We start from the raw sequence: 16882 nt of genomic DNA, 5'->3' as shown, positions 1-16882 counted from the left end.
ACGCTCCTTAAAGTGCGTTGCCCTCAATGAGCATAATGCGTTCCACCGATTCATCTTTCAAATGCATATGTTTCAAGCGTTGTGGATCATCGCGATATCCCTCGAAGCTTTTCCGGTCGGCAAAAGTGACGAGGTGGATCTCATATGGATGTCCCAATGTGGTGGTTACGACAGAAGAAATGCTGGGACTGATGCGATAGACGAGTTCGCCATTATGGTGACTGAGCAAAGGCAAAACCTGGTCTTCAAAAAAATGGAAGGAGCTTTCTTTGCCGGGCTTAATGAAAATAAGCTGGGTGTAATAAATCATGGCTAATGTAGGGTAAAGATCAAAACCTAAGTCAACTTCTGCTTAAAGAAGTCAATCGTACGCGTCCAGGCCAGCTCCGCGGCGGCTTTGTCGTATCGTGGCGTGCTGTCATTATGGAAGCCGTGGTTTGTGTCGGGATACATATAGGCCGTATATTCTTTGTTATTTTCTTTAAGCGCCTTTTCGTAAGCAGGCCATCCCTCATTCACGCGCGTGTCCAGGCTCGCGTAATGCAACAGCAGCGGCGCCTTTATTTTCGGAACGTCCTCAGCGGCAGGCTGCCCGCCGTAAAAAGGCACGGAAGCGGCAAGTTCAGGCACCCTCACGGCCATCATATTCGCCATGGCACCTCCAAAACAAAAGCCTACCACACCAATCTTCCCATTGCAATCTTTGTGGTTTTTCAAATAATCAAATGCGGCAATAAAGTCTTCCGACATTTCATTTTTGTCTCTTTTGCTCTGCATTTCACGCCCTTTGTCATCATTTCCGGGATAGCCGCCCAATGGCGTCAACGCGTCGGGCGCGATGGAAAGAAATCCCGCAAGGGCCGCCCTCCTGCCCACATCTTCAATATACGGGTTAAGGCCACGGTTTTCATGCACCACAATGACGCCGCCCAGCTTTCCGGTTGCACCTTCGGGCTGTGATAACAACGCCTTAATGGTTTTTCCACCCTTTGGCGAATCGTAGTTGATATAATCTGATTTCAACCGGGGATCATTGGGCTTAACTTGAATGGTGCCCTGATAATCAGGCATCAAGAAACTCATAAGCGACGCCACAGTAACACCACCGACTGCATAGGCCGATAGATTTTGCATAAAATTCCGTCGGTCGATCCGGTCGTGGGCGTAGTCGTCGTATAGGTCAAATACTTCCTGCTTAATGTCTTCTTTTCTGATCTCTATCATATTCGGTTGTCGTAAAGGTGTTTGATAATGCTATTAGGAAAAGCATTTTACCTTTAAAAGTTAGCATCATTTCACGAAAAGGCATGCAGCGGTTTACATTTGCTGAGATGCAAGCCGAAAAGTTTTGCGAGCATTAAGTTCACAAGCGATTTTTATTCAGACTCCAAAAGCACAACCGCTTCATGGTTACCCTGTTGCAAAGCCAGATCTGTAACCGATAGGCCCCGGGCGTCCAGAATAGTCTTGTCCGCACCTCTCGCCAGAAGCAGCTTAACCAGGTCGTTTCTGCCAAACATGGCTGCGAACATCAATGCAGTTCCACCGTTTCCGTGCTGCATATTCAGATCGGCACCATTGTCAATAAGCAATTCAGCGATCTCGGGATAACCTTTGAATGAAACGCCCATTAATGCAGTATTTCCACCATAATCGAATCCATTGACGTCGGCGCCAGCTTGCAGCAGCAATTTAGCGGTCTCATAGCGATTGTTGTAACATGCGATAATCAGCGGCGTATAGCCTTTTTCATCCTGGACATTTACATTAATCCCTCTTGACAGGATTTCTTCAACGACAGCATTGTCGCCCACGCGTGCAGCATGGATAAGGACATAATCCAGATTTACATTTTCGATAGTTCCCATTTATGATGCGGTTGCTTCCAGTTTGTTTTCAATTTCCTCTTTTGTGCCTGCTACAAAATGTTTTTCACCATTTTTCAGGACCAGAAGGCTGAACCGAAAATCGGCATCCGGAACAATTTCGTCGATGTCGGTGCTGTTAATCACAATTTCGCTGGAATCTTCTTTTAAAGTAAAACTGGCCTTGCCCATCATAATCAGGTTTATTTAGAACGTGAAACTTGCGTAAGGCAGGTCAAAAAAGCATGCCACTAAGGGCGATCCTGGTCAGTTGTTGCCTTCGCCGCCTTTTTTATCATCGTTACTAATCCGCTTTTTCTGGCGCGGGCCGCTGCTCATTTGTCCGAATTCATATTTCAAATTGATCCGCCAGCCGCGTCTGTACATGGCCACATCCTGGATTTGTACAAAATTAGGCCCTACGAAATCATTTCGCCATCTGATCTTTCTGTTGAATGGATTGTCGTAACCAAACCCGATTGTGCCCTTCTTTTTAAGCACTTCTTTTTGCAAAACCATATTATAAAAGCCGAATCCGCCATATTTTCCTTGCAGGTTAACCCGCGCGGAATTATAAAAACCAAAAAGCTGCGCCTTAATGCCTTTTCCAAAATCAATGCTCGAATTCAGGTTGATCCGATACATCCAGTCCGCATTGCGCGCTTTGAGCTCTTCGCTTTCCAATACATTATAAAATACATTCAATGAGCCATTTACGCTCCATTGCTTCAATATTTTCGTGTTGGCGCTCAGATTCAAACCGTAAGCTGAGTTCTGAGCCACATTCTGGAAAATTTGGGTTAAAACGCCGCTCGTATCCACGGAGCTGATGTTTTCGATCGCATTGTTTGTCTGCCGCAAAAAGAATGATGCGTTAAAGCTGGTTTGTTTAATGGAAATGCTGTAATTGGCTTCAATAGAGTGTGTTAGCTCAGGTTTCAGATAGGGGTTTCCTCCATATTGATTTTTAGAATCAGCCTGATTCACATATGGATTCAGGTAAAAAAATTGTGGTCGCTGAATGCGTTGCGTGTAACTCAGCCGTAGCTGCTGGTCTTTCTTAACACTGCGAGATAAACTTACGCTGGGAATCAAATTGCCGTAATTGTTTGAAAACGAGGCTGTCCCGTTTAAAAAGTTAGCCTGGATAAAAGTGTGTTCATAACGGGCCCCCAGATTTATGCCCCAGCGTTTTTTGGGCGTCCGGGTGTACACAGCGTAAGCGGATGTCACCTGCTGGGCGTAGTCAAAGATATTCGCGAGCTGCGGCATGTCCCTGAAATCGGTCGAACCGTCGGATGCGCTGGAAATCCGGTAATCGCTCAAGATTTTGCGGAAAATTGTCTTGGAGCCCAACTCCAATGTGCTGATGCTATCGATCGGATTGGTAAAATCCAATTGAACGGTTCCTTCTTTGTTGTTACTGATGTTATAACTTTTTTCGCGGTAATATACTGTTTGCTCGCGGTTAAGGAGGTTGGAATAATAATCACTGTCTTCACCTTCAAAGGAATACATCATGAGCAACGTTATTTCCTTTTTAGGTTTTTTGAACAAACGCGTGTAATCCAGGTTCACTGTGGCACCTGCCCAGTCATAAGTGCGGCTCATATCCCGTTTAAAATATTGCCTGACTGTGCCCAAGCCGCTCTCCGTAAACTCGATATCAAAGTTGTTGGTATTCACACCATTGTAATAATTGAAACCCGCGCCAATCCTGTTCAGCGAATCCACATCCCAATCGACATTGACCGTTGCATACGAATTCTTACCCTTTCCCGTGATCCGCTGCGGTTGATTTTGGTCAATAAGTGTGTCGCCATTGGTAAATGAGCGTCGCAGTTGCATGAAGCGCTTGTTTTTCCAATCATTGAAACCACCATTTGCCGAAATATTAACGGCTTTCATGCGGTGGTTAATGCTCGCATTCTGCCAGTTGTTCCACTGTCCGAAGTTCGGGCTGATCGAACCGTTCGTGCCGCGCAGCGTATTTTTCTTGGTAATGATATTGATAATCCCTGCCGTGCCCTCCGCATCATACTTGGCTGATGGCGAAGTGATTACTTCCACCTGTTTAATAATATCCGCCGGTATTTGCTTCAATGCGTCCGAAACACTCCGCGCCACAATGCTCGACGGCTTGTTGTTGATCAGCACCTTAATGTTGGAACTGCCGCGCAACTGCACATTGCCTTCAATGTCCACCGCCACAGAAGGGATTTTTTTTAGCACGTCCGTTGCATCGCCGCCTTTGATGCTAATGTCTTTTTCAGCATTGTAAACCATGCGGTCCGCCTTCTCCTCAAAAAGCGCTTTCTGCTCGGTAACAGTCACTTCACTCAGGTTCTGGACAGTCGGAGCCAGCTTAATAATGCCCATTTCAATGTCCTCATCTTTCGCGATAATTTTTTCAACCGTTTTTGAAACATAACCCATCAGCGAAGCCTGAACAGCATATTCGCCTTTTTCTACTTTCAGAAAAGCAAAGCGTCCTTTCGCATCAGCATTCACGCCCTGGACAATTTTGCCATCTTTAAGGAGCGCGATGGTAGCGAATTCAATGGGTTTTGAAGCAGTTGAGTCCAGAAGCAATCCGGAGATCTTAATGTGCTGGGCAAATGTGAAGCAGATGCTGGCTGTAAACGCAGCAATAGTCAATAAAACTTTTCTCATGGCTAAGGTTTGGTCTCGTAGTACCGCAATGACGAGCCAACCCCGGAAACGTTGCAGATGTTTGTTTAAATTTTTGCGATATCTAATGCTAAGCTATCCTCGGATTACTCGGAAGAATCCAGAAAGGAATTTTTGAAATGGAGCTTGGTGAAGAGGGGATTCGATGATTTTACTTTCATGAGCTGAGGTAACTGTGCCTATTACTCCAATCCCGGAGGATATGGCATCCCTCTGCGATTTGTTGGTATCGTTCATTTTTACTGAGGCCATTCTTCTGAACAACTCCATTATAAAATTCCCAACCAACGCTTTAATCAACCAATGGAATATGTTTCCTTTAATGTGTCATTAATTATTTGTCAAAATGAAAATTAGAAGTTACGAGCTTTTTCAGGTTCCGCCGAGGTGGTTATTTCTTAAAATAGAGACGGATGAAGGCATTATTGGCTGGGGTGAGCCGGTGATCGAGGGGAAAGCGGCGACGGTGAAGGCGGCAGTGATCGAGCTGATGGATACGCTGATCGGAAAAGATCCGATGGACATTGAAGGACATTGGAATACAATGTACAGAGGCGGTTTTTACCGGGGTGGACCCATATTAATGAGTGCGATCGCGGGTATCGACCAGGCACTTTGGGACATTAAAGGAAAATTCTATAATGCGCCTGTGCACCAGCTGCTTGGCGGGAAATGCAGGGATAAAATCAAGGTGTATTCATGGATCGGGGGCGACCGGCCTTCGGATGTAGCGATTGCGGCTAAGTTGTCGCTCGATAGCGGTTTCAAAGCCATTAAAATGAATGCAACCGACGAAATGCAATACATTGATTCTTACGAAAAGATCGACCTTGTTTTGCTTCGGGTTGCGTCGATCCGGGAAGCAGTGGGTTATGCTTTGGATATTGGCGTGGATTTTCATGGTCGTCTGCACAAGCCGATGGCGAAGGTTCTTGCCAAAGAATTGGAGCAATTCCGGCCGATGTTTATCGAAGAACCTGTGTTGCCGGAAAACAATGAGGCGCTGCGCGAAATTGCGAACCATACCTGCATTCCGATCGCAACCGGCGAACGCATGTTCAGCCGCTGGCAGTTTAAAGAGTTGCTTACACAGGGTTATGCGGACATTATCCAGCCAGATTTGTCCCACGCTGGGGGCATTACGGAATGTAAAAAGATCCTTTCCATGGCCGAAGCGTTTGACGTTGCCGCTGCGCCGCATTGTCCACTTGGACCCATCGCGCTGGCTGCCTGTCTGCAAGTGGATGCAACCTGCCACAATGCATTTATCCAGGAACAAAGCCTGGGCATCCATTACAACCAGGGCAATGATTTGATGGATTACCTGGAAGATAAAACCGTTTTTACATATGAAAATGGCTTCGTAAAGATTCCGTCAGGCCCGGGCTTAGGTATTGAGATCAATGAAGAACAGGTGAGGAGAATGGCAGCAGTAGGCCACAACTGGAAAAATCCGCTTTGGACGCATGAGGATGGCAGCGCTGCGGAATGGTAAGAGTTAAAAAGTTACTTTGAGCATGTTCCCAAGAGATTATCAGCGCGTCTGCAACATGACAATCTTCCCGTCCATTGTCGTTACCAGCACCGTCCGCTTATCGACAGGTGTGATGCCGCTGATGAGTGCGTTGGAAATTTTGTGTTTCCATATCGTTTCGCCGCTGCTCCGGTCAATGGCGCACACTATTCCGGAGTTGCTGGGAACGTATAGGATGTTGTTGGTTTCGACCAATGCGGTGGGGGAGATTTCGTAGGGTAATTTCAATTTGGCTTTCCAGCTCAGTTCCATGGAATCGGCTTTGGTGGAGACGCCGTAAATGTCACCATCCATGGTTTTGACAAAGACAAGACTGCTGTCTGAGGAAAGTCCGATGGATTCCCGTACGCGGACGGTTGGAATTTGTTTGCGCCAGATTACATCCCCGGAAGTGGCATTGAGTGCAGTCATGTAACGGTCGGGGGCGACGATAAAGAGGCGGTTGCCGGAAGCGACGGGATAAACGGCTGCTGGCGAGAACATTCGGTTAGCAGCACCATTGTTCCACTTCCAGACCAATGCGCCGGTTTTCAGGTCGAGGGCATAGAAGTCATTGGCCCAGCAGCCGAAAAAGATCTTTCCCTGATAAATCAATGGCTTGGTAACCACGAATCCTTTTACATCTTTAAAATCCCAGACCAACTCACCGGTTTCCAGCTCTAATGCGCGGAAATGGCCGTCCGAACCACCCGTAAACACTTTACCGTCAGCAATCACGGGATTGGCGACGATTGGTTTTTCGGCAGTAAATTTCCATTTCAGCTTTCCGTTTTTTACATCGACACAATAGATGTTCTTATCACTGGAAGTCACGACTACACTCGAACCGGAAGCGGCAGGCGTGGCGTAAATCTTACCATTGGTTTTGTATTCCCAAATCTTCTTTCCCTTTTTGTTCAAAGCAAACAGCACACCTTTCGTATCAGAACACAAAATGACTTTGTTATGCAAGGTCACACCGGAGCCTATATCGCTGTTGTCCTGGTAATTCCATAGCATTTCGACATTCTTAAACTGATCGTTCACCGCGTAAGACGGCCTTGGGAATTTTTCAGTGCTTTTTGCAAATTGGTGATTTGTTAATGTTACTTCGTTCCAAGCGCTGAGACTGTCGGAGAATGGTTTTTTTATTTCAAAAGACGCTTTTCCATTGCTTATGGTCACAATGTTGTAGCCGCCGATCTCTTCCTTTGCCCGGAGATTGGAGCGGCCCATCACGCCGGGGATCTTTTCAAAATCAAATTCTTTGTTACTATGCCCGTGGCCGCAGAGGATCAGCTGAACATTGTTCTTTTTTAACCTGTCCAGAGCATCGTACCAGTTGTTGAGTGCGGAGTCCTGCGGGTAATGGTTGAGGTAAATAACCGGCATTTTTGGATCGGGCAGCTTGCTTAATGTGCTATCGAGCCACACCAGATGTTCCCTCGGAACCTGGCCGGGACCCATCCGCATGTTAGGCCCCGACGCTGTTCCGAGAAATGCATAACCTTTGTGCTGAAAATAAAAAGACTCGGCACCGAAGATGGTTTTGAAGCTATTACTCCCGCTTTCCGACCAGTTTGAATCGTGATTGCCGGGTATGACATGCCAGGGTTTTTGCAGACTATCCAGTATAGCCTTAGCCAATGTCAGCTCATCATCGGAGCCGAACTCCGTAATGTCTCCGGTCACCACGACGAAATCGAGCGATGGATTGGCATTGATGTCCTTCACCGTGCGCATGAGATCCTCCGCACCTGTGGAGCCGCCCACGTGTGTATCGCTGACGAAAGCGAATTTGAAATTTTCATTTTGTCCAAAACAAAACGGGGCAATGCAAAGCAACAGGCAAAGTGCGAAGTATCTCATAATGTAATGATTATTCCCAGCCGGGATTCTGTGCCAGTTCAGAGCCGGCATCCTGGTAAAGCTTGATCTGATCCAATGGGATAGGGGTCAGGTAAACTTTCGGACTTTCAAATAAGCGTTGTGATTCAGGCTTTGAAGCGGGGATAATGTAGCCTTCTGCAGCACCGCCTTCGATGATGGCATCCGTGTTGGGATAATCTGCTTTTTTGATCCATGCGCCCCGGTTAATGTCTGCATTGGATTGTGTATCAGTATATTCCATCTTTTTCCAGCGGGTAAGGTCATTTAATCTAAAACCTTCCATCATCAGTTCCACGCGACGCTCACGACGGATTTCCCATAACAGTGACGAGACTGTTTTGTCCCGTTTCGGGTCGTCATACACCTTTCCGTTAACAGCCGGTAAGCCTCCCAAAACTTGCAATGGCGGCAAAGCAATACCCAGGCGGGCGCGCAGCAGATTTACCGACTGGTCCAGATCAGCCTGCACCATCGCGCCCAGTTCCGCAGCGGCTTCCGCATAATTTAGCAAAACCTCTCCATAGCGGATCACCGGGCCGTCTGTCTGGTTGAGCGAACCACTTCCTTCGGGCAACTCTTTGGTTTCTTCATTAAAGAATTTCAATGTTGCATAACCACTAGACGAAGCATTAGGCGCATATTTGCTCACACGCAAGGCATCCACAAACGTTGATGTAATGCGTGGATCACGGTTTGTCATCACATTTTTAACGTTTTTGTCACCCAAATACAAGGGCGAAACAGCGATAGGCAAGCCATCCTTAGACAAATAACTTTCCACCGCACTTTTAGACGCGCCGGATTGCGGTTCTTTGTTGTTATAGCTGTTCAAACTGTGCGTAAGCTGCCCGGTCTCATATTTTCGATAAAGGATCATTTCCTTCGAACCCGCCAGTGAGATGGATGTAAACAGGGAGCGGTAATTCTCCGCAATAGCATAGCGGCCGGATTGAATCACCTCATTAGCAGCCCATTTGGCCGCTTCCAGATACGTTTTAGCCCGTGCCTGATCAATGTTATGATATTTCAAATAAGTCCCTTCAAACAAGAACACGCGAGACATGAAAGCCAAAACCACCGACTTATTAACCGTCAGGCCCTTTTCGCCGTCATCAGCTCGAACGTTGGCAGCAGCAAACTGAAAATCTTCTAAAACCTTGTCCATCACTTCGGTACGCGGCTGGCGTTTCTTGTAAAGTCCCGCAGCATCCTTCTCGTCCAGGGCCTTGTCGTAAAATGGCACATCGCCGTAAGTCCGCACGAGCTCGTGGTATTCCATCGCCCTGAAAAACCGCGCAATCCCCGACCAGTGCGCGATGGCATCCTGCTCCATCGGAACAGTTTGAATGCGATCCAGGAAAAGATTCGCTTTTCTGACCCAGGTAAAAGTCCAGGTTGTGGAAGTAGCGGGGACGTTTTTGATAAATTGCGTTGGACTCAGCGGGGCAAAATCATCATTTAATGTTTGTCCTGTAAAATATCTGCCGAATGTAAATCCAGAGCCATAAGCAGGGAAATAGTTGGGATAAAAGCCCCAGGCAAAGGTTCTTACATTCTTTTCATTGGTCCAGTAGCTGTCATCCGTGAGCGCATCCTGCGGCTCGCGGGTGAGAAAATCCTCCTTACACCCCGTTACAACAAGCAGTGAAATGGAAAGGATGAGCAATATCTTTTTCATAATGACTGTGTTTTTGAATTAGAATGTAAGTTGAAGACCCATTGAAACGCTCCGGCGATAAGGATAAACCCGTCCGAATGTTGCGCGATCGATCGTGGAATTACGGAAATCCACTTCTGGATCGATCGGGATATTGAGGTTATCAAACTCAAACAGGTTCTCGCCATTCACATAAATGCGCAGGTTCTGCATCTTGATTTTTTGCGTCAGACGCGCGGGCAACCGGTAACCAAAATTCACACTCTTCATTCTCAGGTAAGACATATCCAGCAGATATTTATCCTGGATCAGGAAGTTCTGCGTATTATTGGACTGCCCGGTGTTGGTAGGTCTTGGATAAAAAGCATCTTGCCGTTCCGGCGTCCAGTAGTCCATCTGATGCGCGTACATGGCATCATTAGGGTTGTTTCCTGGAATAAAAATGGAGCCGGAAGCCCAAAGGTCGCGCTTACCGACACCTTGCATGAAGATATTCAGGTCAAAGCCTTTCCAATCAGCGCCCAAGCGGATCCCGTATTGATAGCGTGGCGTAGCATTACCGATCACTTTCAAATCACCGTGATCATCGAGGCTGCTGCTGCCGGTGAAAATCGTTCCGTCGCCGTTCAGGTCCTTGTATTTTACGTCACCCGGGCCATAGAAGAATGTGCCTGCTTCGTGCTTGGTCTGGTTGGGGATGCCGTCTTTAAGAATGTAATGACCGGCTGCGTCGGTGATCAATGTGCCGTCGGTATTTTGCTGAAAGTCGTCGTTCCGGAAAAAGCGGTCTGTTTCATAACCCCAGATCTCACCCAGAATTTTGCCTTTGTAATTTCCGTTGACCAGATTTCCGTCAAACTTGGTAATCTTTTCCTTGAAATCAGACAATGATAAACCTACGCTGAAATTAAAACCGCTGGCCAGGCTTTGCCGCCAGTCGAGTGCGATTTCCCAGCCTGTTGTCTGCATTTGGCCATAGTTTCTTCTCGGAGGCGTTGCCCCGAAGCTGCTGGGGAGCACGATGCCGCCCGTGATCATATCACTTGTGGTTCGCTGGTACCAGTCGTATGTAACGGCCAGTCTGTTATTGAATAGGCTCGCGTCGAGACCGAGATCGAGCGTGCTGATCTTTTCCCAGGTGAGCGATGGCGGCACAAGCGAAGGCGTTGCCACGGTCACCATATTGCTTGTTCCGATCCACCAGTTGGAAGCGGAAGAGGCCATAGTCGGCCGGAATGTGGTGTTACCCACGTCCGTATTGCCCAGCGAGCCCCATGATCCGCGGACTTTCAAATTATCGAGAACAGGTTTGCTGAATGACATAAACGGCTCGGCAGTAAGAACATAGCCCGCTGACACGGATGGGAAAAATGCCCACTGGCTGTTGTTTGGGAAGAATGACGAACCGTCATAGCGGCCGTTTACTTCCAGCAGAATTTTGTCATTGAATGTATAGTTGACCCGGCCAAAATAACCTTGCGTAGCCCAATGTCCCCTGAAACCATCTACATACTGATCGCCCGTTGCAAGCGGCAGTTCTCCATGCGTTTGATCCAGTAACCCGCGCCTTTCGGAAGACTGTCCCCATCTCTTGAACAAATCGAGATCCATACCGGCCAGGAATTTGAGCGAATGCTTTTCTACATCTTTCGAATAAGTTGCAAACGCCTTGAAGGTGTGCATCTCATTCCAGTTGGAATTGTACTTAACACGGTCGTAAGTGGCGCTCGTATAATTTTCATATTTCAAAGGCACACCGTTCCACTGGTTCCAGGCCGTAACGCTTCCTCCCACTTCGCGCAGGTGATCGTTGGTGTTGGAATAAGTGTAATTGGCGTCAATAGTCAGGTCTTTTGCCAGCTTAAACTGACCACCCACCGTTGCCCGGATGAAATTGGACGAATAGTTGAGCATATTGGCCTGCTGAACCTCTGTAACCACATTTCTAAACGGCTTGCCTTCGTAAGTCCCATACGGGTAAACCGAATGCCAGCGATACAGATAATAAAGCGGGTCATAGGTCGTTCCGCCAAAAGAAAACGGACTTTCCGCTACATTCTTCGAGAGTAATAGCCTGGCATTCAGGCTAAACCATTTGTTCAGATCAGAATTAATGCTGAATGTGCCGCTATAACGTTTGAAAAGGTCTGTTTTTTCTTTCAAAACGCCTTCCTGCCCCATATAACCGAGGCTGACGTTATAGCTGGTTTTATCATTTCCACCGGTAAAGCCCAGATTATGATTGCTTTGCGGCGCCCACTTGCGCATATACATATCGCCCGCGTCCCACGGACGGTAAAAGTATAGGCGGCCATCCTTAATGTCGAAATCGCGGCCCAGGACCATTTCATTGCCCAAATCCTGACCCCCATATTGCGCTTCCCAGTCCCGGATTTTCTGGATGCTTTCGTCTGTGAAATACATGCCCACCGTCCCGAATGTCGTGGCCGACGGGTTGTTGCGTTTTGCAGCCAGCAATGCATATTCCGGCCCATCCGCTGCTGGAGCGAGCTTGGGCGTATTTGTAGGTGTGCTTTGTGAAAAATTGGCGGAGTAGGAGATTTGGTTGCGTGTATTTTTCTTTCCGGATTTTGATGTGATTAAAACAACGCCCCAGGCAGCCCGGCTTCCGTAAATAGAAGTCGATGCAGCATCTTTAAGCACAGAAATGGATTGAATGTCGTCAGGGTTAACAAGGAGCAAGCTTTGTATCTCAACATTATCCAGCAAAATAAGCGGCTGTGCGCCGTTGCCCGCATTCAGCGAACCAACCATTCCCCGGAGGCGGATCTGCGGGCTGCTGCCCAGATCGCCGGTCGTTGTCGTAATCGTCAGGCCCGGAACGGCACCCTGCAATGCCCGGCCCACGTCTGTGACCGGTCTGGATTGCATGGTTTTATCCACGTCAACCGTGCTCACGGCGCCGGTTAAGTTGGCTTTTTTCTGCGTTCCATAGCCCACCACGACGACCTCGCTCAGGCTTTTTGTATCCTCTTTTAATGCAATCGTCAGGCTTGTGTTATTGCCGACCGGCACTTCCCTGGTTTGAAAACCAATGTAAGAAAAAATCAAAACGCCTGACTCTGAGTCTACACTGATCTTGAAATTACCATTTTCATCCGTCAAAGAACCTTCCGACGTTCCCTTCACGAGCACGCTAACACCAGGCAGCGGACTGTTTTCAGAATCCGTAACCTGACCTTTAATGACAATGTCCTTTTTTATATTTAAAGAAGACGCCTGCCCCGTTATCAGTGGACGGTTTGACAGGCTTTCCATCGCTGCCGGCTGGTCTTTTGTTTTGAAAACAACAATGCTTTCCTCCGTTTCCCTGAAAGAGTAGGGGGTTTCGGCCAAAACCGATTCCAGCACTTCTTTGACACTGGTTTCCTGGAAGTTACTGCTATGGACCTTTATCTTTCTGACTTCTTTATTGTTGTAGGAAAAGTCGATCTGACTTGCCTTACTGATTTTTTCAATGGCTTTTTCGAGCGAAACGTCACTGAAACTGACCGTGACCTTCTTGCCCATGAGACGCTGGCTGTAACCATTTTCGGCCAGCAAAGTCCCCGCCGTAGTAATCAACACCCCAAACACGATCAATCCGGCCCTCATGACTCTGATTAGTTTAGTAGTTCTTCTTTTCATAAATTACCTAGGTTTAGTAAACACTTATTAAACACGGCAAAAGCCGGGGAGTGGATCCGTCAAAATCAGCCCCCGGAATTGTATTTATTCTTGCTGGGCCTGTTGGCGCAGGTCCAGCATTTCACGTTACTGACAGCCCTCTCCGCTTACGATCACCTCCTTTCCCTTTATTTCGTAGCGGATCCCCTGGATGTCACGCACAAGGTCCATCACACTTTCGAGGCTCTGATGGGTACTAAACCGAATGCTGTTCTCGCATTCTTTAAATTTTTGCCTATCAAAGTGAATGCTCACCTGATAGGCATTTTCCACAGCTAATATCAAATCTTCAAAGCGCACGGACTTTAATATCACATTCCCCGATTTCCAGTCGACCGATTCGGCCGCTTCCACCAGCACTTCTTTTTCATTTCCACTGTTTTTGTCAAAAATCACTTCCTGGTCTTTTTCCAGAAGCGCCAGCGGTTCGGCGCCCCGCGAAACCGCCACTTTTCCACTCACCACAGTTACGATCTCGTGGGATAATTCTTTGTAGGCCTTCACCCTGAATGATGTCCCCAGCACCCTTGTGTCAAGATGGGAGCTGTGGACCGTGAATGGCGCCGTTGTGTCCCTTTTAACCTGAAAAAAGCCCTCGCCTTCTTCAAGAAAGACTTCCCGTGTTTTGCCAAAGCTGGCCGGATATCGTAAAACGCTTGCTGCATTCAGCCATACATGGGAGCCGTCAGGCAGTGTCACTTCACGGGTTCCGCCCGAAGGAGCTGTGATGGTGATCATATCCTCTGACCCCGCATTGTGAACAGTATAATTATAAACCCCCGCTGCTGAGATTATCAGAAAAGCCAGCGACGCTGCGATCGCATACCATTTGCGCCAAAATATATTCCGGGTTTTGTCAAAATTTAATGTCTCGTCAATCCTGGCTTTAATGTGGTCTCCATCGGGTTGGTGCTTATTTTCGCCATCCGAAGGCGGTTCCAGTCCAAGGTTTTTATAGAGGTCGTCGATATCCATTGAGTACGATTTTTTGATGACCCTTTGAATTTGGATCCCAATTGGTGCTTACAATGACATGACGAATGGGAAGTGCAGTGGTACTATTCCCGCGTAAATTTTTTCTAGATTTTTACAAATGCAGTTCTTTCAACCGGAGACGCCGGATCGCATTACTGATCTGATTTTTGACAGTTTGCGGAGATAAGGAGAGTTTTTGCGCTATTTCAATCGTAGACAAATGCTCCCGCCGGCTCAGCAAAAATATAGTCTTCATATCAGCGGGAAGGTTTTCGACTTCCGCCATCAATTGTTTTTCAATGTCATCGGACGCGACGATATCAAAGAACTGGTTTTCATTTACCGCCGTATTTTCCAGGATATCTTGCTGAACACGCAACCGATACGCATCTTTCCGGCTCTGATCAATGAGACGGTTTGTGAGCATAGCGTGCATATAACCAATGAACGTCGAATGAATGTGGACTTGCTGCCGCTTGTTCCAGATGTCGACAAAAAGATCGTGGACCAGGTCTTCGGCCAGAGAAGCATTGTGCAGTTTTTTGAAACCAATATCATAAATAACCTTCCAGTAGCGGACATACAGCTCATTGAAGGCATTCCTGTCATCTCCATCCTTCAACAGATTCATTAACGCTATGTCTGATAAATCCTTCAAGTGATTGTGGCGGATGATGACGAAGTAAGTATTCAGGAAAAGAGGCCTCTAACTTATACAAAATGATCGCATGTTACAAACTGTGTTTCACCGAAAACATGTATTTTTATCGCATTCACTCACCTTCAACATTGGCTGTACGCTATGTATGTAAATCGTTACCTGTCCCCGCTCATCGTTTATTACTACTCTTGGCGCATGGTGCTTTTCTCACTGTTTACGGGCTCCATGGCTATTTTTGTTTATACATATTTGGATTGGAAATGGGTAGCTATTCCGTGGTTGCCTGTGTCGCTGATCGGTACGGCCACTGCTTTTTTTGTTGGTTTTAAAAACAATCAATCCTATGACCGCAGCTGGGAAGCACGTAAGATCTGGGGTAGCATTACGAATCACAGCCGGTCATTTGGTGCCGCATTACGAGCCTTTGCAGCAGAAGAAGGTCCGGAGCTGGCCGGTGAATGTGATGAAATTAAAATCATGATTTATCGCCACATTGCGTGGCTGTATGCATTGAAAAACGCCATGGCGCAACGCACGAGCTGGGAGCATAAGGATCGAGCGAGCAAGCGCCAGCGCGACGCGCTGCATGGGAAGCAGACGCCATGCGAGATTGAAATTGAAAAATATCTGGCCGCTTCGGAACATAACGCACTTAAAAGCAAGAAAAACCTTGCTACTCAGATTTTGGATAAACAATCGCAGCATCTGGCCAGGTTAAGGCAATCGCGTAGGGTGGATGCTTACCAGCACGTCGCCTTGCAAAATCTCATTTCGAGCCTGTACGATGAGCAGGGCAAAAGCGAAAGGATCAAAAACACGCCCTTTCCCCGTCAATATGCAACGACTTCGAATCTATTCATTTTCGTTTTCATGACATTGCTTCCGTTTGGCTTGCTGCCGCAATTTGTTGAACTAGGCGAGCATTACATGTTCCTACTGATTCCGTTCAACATGATCGTCTCCTGGGTTTTCATGTTTATGGAATATGTGGGCGACATCAGCGAAAATCCTTTCGAAGGTCTTCTCAACGATATTCCCGTCGGCACCATCGTCCGCAACATTGAAATAGATCTAATAGACATGCTCGAAAATGAGCAGACCCCGGAAAAGTTGCAACCTCATTTTGGAGCTTTGTTTTAAAGATGCTGACGCGTTTCCAACCTAAAACTAAACCTTCGCCCGAACATTCTCCGCTGCTTTTTCTGCCGTCAGCTTCACGCGTTGTTGCCGTGTTTCGGGCCTTTTGGCATCAGAGATCCAGGTTAAGATAAGGCGCTTGGCTGATGGTGGGAAAGCGAGGAAATTTTTAAGTGCATCCTCATTTTGATCGAGTAATTCCTGCAAATCAGCTGGAATTACGTTGTTTTCCGCGTCCACAAGCGCGGCCCAGGTTCCTGTTTTTTTCGCCAGATCAATGAGTGCCTGGCCTCGTGGTGTCATCAGCCCGGCTGCTGTTAACCGCTCGACGCGTTCCTTATTCACAGCGCTCCATTTGCCCGCTGCTTTTCGCGGCGTGTACATTTGGTACGTGCTCTCTTCGTCGCGCTTCACAGATTTGGAGTCGATCCAACCGAAACACAATGCTTCTTCAACAGACTCTGCGTAGTATACGCTTGGGGTTTTACTTGATTTATGATAAATGATAAGCCAAACGGATTGCTCCGTTTGACCATTTTTTTGCAGCCATTCACGCCATTCCTTTCTTGTTGGTGCGTGGAAAGCCTTAATGTTATTTTTAGTTTCCATGGTAGGCAAATGGGCTTGATCAGACATTTTTCTTATCATTTAAGGTTAAATATTGTTTCCTTACAAAAATAAGAGCGGCCTGCGACAGCCTTATGTCAGGGGTGTCATGATTTATTTTGAGAAATTTGAAAATATTCCTGCGAACAGCACACGTTCCGATTTTCTATCATGATCATTGAATGGCTAAGACGACTAAG

13 protein-coding genes are annotated in these 16882 nt (G+C 47.2%); 2 read left to right on the top strand and 11 right to left on the bottom strand.

The window, feature by feature from the left end; genetic code table 11:
- Positions 1-7: 7 nt before the first annotated feature.
- From G395_RS0104350 to G395_RS0104330, 5 genes are all read right to left on the bottom strand, one after another.
- Positions 8-310 (bottom strand): hypothetical protein, encoded by a 303-nt coding sequence (locus G395_RS0104350; RefSeq protein ID WP_026628959.1) that lies wholly within the window; start codon positions 308-310, stop codon positions 8-10.
- Between the two features lie 26 nt (positions 311-336).
- Positions 337-1224, bottom strand: coding sequence for a dienelactone hydrolase family protein (locus tag G395_RS0104345; RefSeq protein ID WP_026628958.1), 888 nt, complete (start codon positions 1222-1224; stop codon positions 337-339).
- A 152-nt stretch (positions 1225-1376) separates the two neighbouring features.
- Complete coding sequence (locus tag G395_RS0104340) at positions 1377-1868, bottom strand: ankyrin repeat domain-containing protein (protein ID WP_035360371.1); 492 nt, start codon at positions 1866-1868, stop codon at positions 1377-1379.
- Complete coding sequence (locus G395_RS0104335; RefSeq protein WP_229203974.1) at positions 1869-2060, bottom strand: hypothetical protein; 192 nt, start codon at positions 2058-2060, stop codon at positions 1869-1871.
- 72 nt (positions 2061-2132) lie between these two features.
- Entirely contained in the window at positions 2133-4538 is a 2406-nt protein-coding gene (locus G395_RS0104330; protein WP_026628955.1) for a TonB-dependent receptor, read from the bottom strand.
- A 364-nt stretch (positions 4539-4902) separates the two neighbouring features.
- Here G395_RS0104330 and dgoD point away from each other — a divergent pair, with 364 nt between their 5' ends.
- Positions 4903-6051, top strand: a complete 1149-nt coding sequence (gene dgoD, locus G395_RS0104320) for a galactonate dehydratase (RefSeq protein ID WP_026628953.1) — start codon at positions 4903-4905, stop codon at positions 6049-6051.
- A 39-nt stretch (positions 6052-6090) separates the two neighbouring features.
- On the opposite strand, the gene G395_RS0104315 is transcribed toward dgoD, so the two are convergent.
- The 5 genes from G395_RS0104315 to G395_RS0104295 form a co-directional block, all read right to left on the bottom strand.
- On the bottom strand, positions 6091-7938 hold the full coding sequence (locus G395_RS0104315) for an outer membrane protein assembly factor BamB family protein (RefSeq protein WP_026628952.1): 1848 nt from the start codon (positions 7936-7938) through the stop codon (positions 6091-6093).
- Positions 7939-7948: 10 nt separating this feature from the next.
- Entirely contained in the window at positions 7949-9637 is a 1689-nt protein-coding gene (locus tag G395_RS0104310) for a RagB/SusD family nutrient uptake outer membrane protein (RefSeq protein ID WP_026628951.1), read from the bottom strand.
- Between the two features lie 18 nt (positions 9638-9655).
- On the bottom strand, positions 9656-13264 hold the full coding sequence (locus tag G395_RS0104305; RefSeq protein ID WP_229203972.1) for a TonB-dependent receptor: 3609 nt from the start codon (positions 13262-13264) through the stop codon (positions 9656-9658).
- 126 nt (positions 13265-13390) lie between these two features.
- Positions 13391-14278 (bottom strand): FecR family protein, encoded by an 888-nt coding sequence (locus G395_RS0104300; protein WP_026628949.1) that lies wholly within the window; start codon positions 14276-14278, stop codon positions 13391-13393.
- Between the two features lie 112 nt (positions 14279-14390).
- A complete protein-coding gene (locus G395_RS0104295; RefSeq protein ID WP_026628948.1) occupies positions 14391-14909 on the bottom strand; it encodes an RNA polymerase sigma factor in 519 nt (172 codons plus the stop codon).
- Positions 14910-15080: 171 nt separating this feature from the next.
- Here G395_RS0104295 and G395_RS0104290 point away from each other — a divergent pair, with 171 nt between their 5' ends.
- Complete coding sequence (locus tag G395_RS0104290; RefSeq protein ID WP_026628947.1) at positions 15081-16079, top strand: bestrophin family protein; 999 nt, start codon at positions 15081-15083, stop codon at positions 16077-16079.
- 27 nt (positions 16080-16106) lie between these two features.
- On the opposite strand, the gene G395_RS0104285 is transcribed toward G395_RS0104290, so the two are convergent.
- Entirely contained in the window at positions 16107-16712 is a 606-nt protein-coding gene (locus tag G395_RS0104285) for a YdeI/OmpD-associated family protein (RefSeq protein WP_229203970.1), read from the bottom strand.
- Positions 16713-16882: the final 170 nt, after the last annotated feature.

This window comes from Dyadobacter alkalitolerans DSM 23607, from assembly GCF_000428845.1.
Lineage (GTDB): Bacteria > Bacteroidota > Bacteroidia > Cytophagales > Spirosomataceae > Dyadobacter > Dyadobacter alkalitolerans.
Note: the sequence above shows the minus strand (reverse complement) of the source record. Positions and strands in the feature narration are given on the sequence as shown.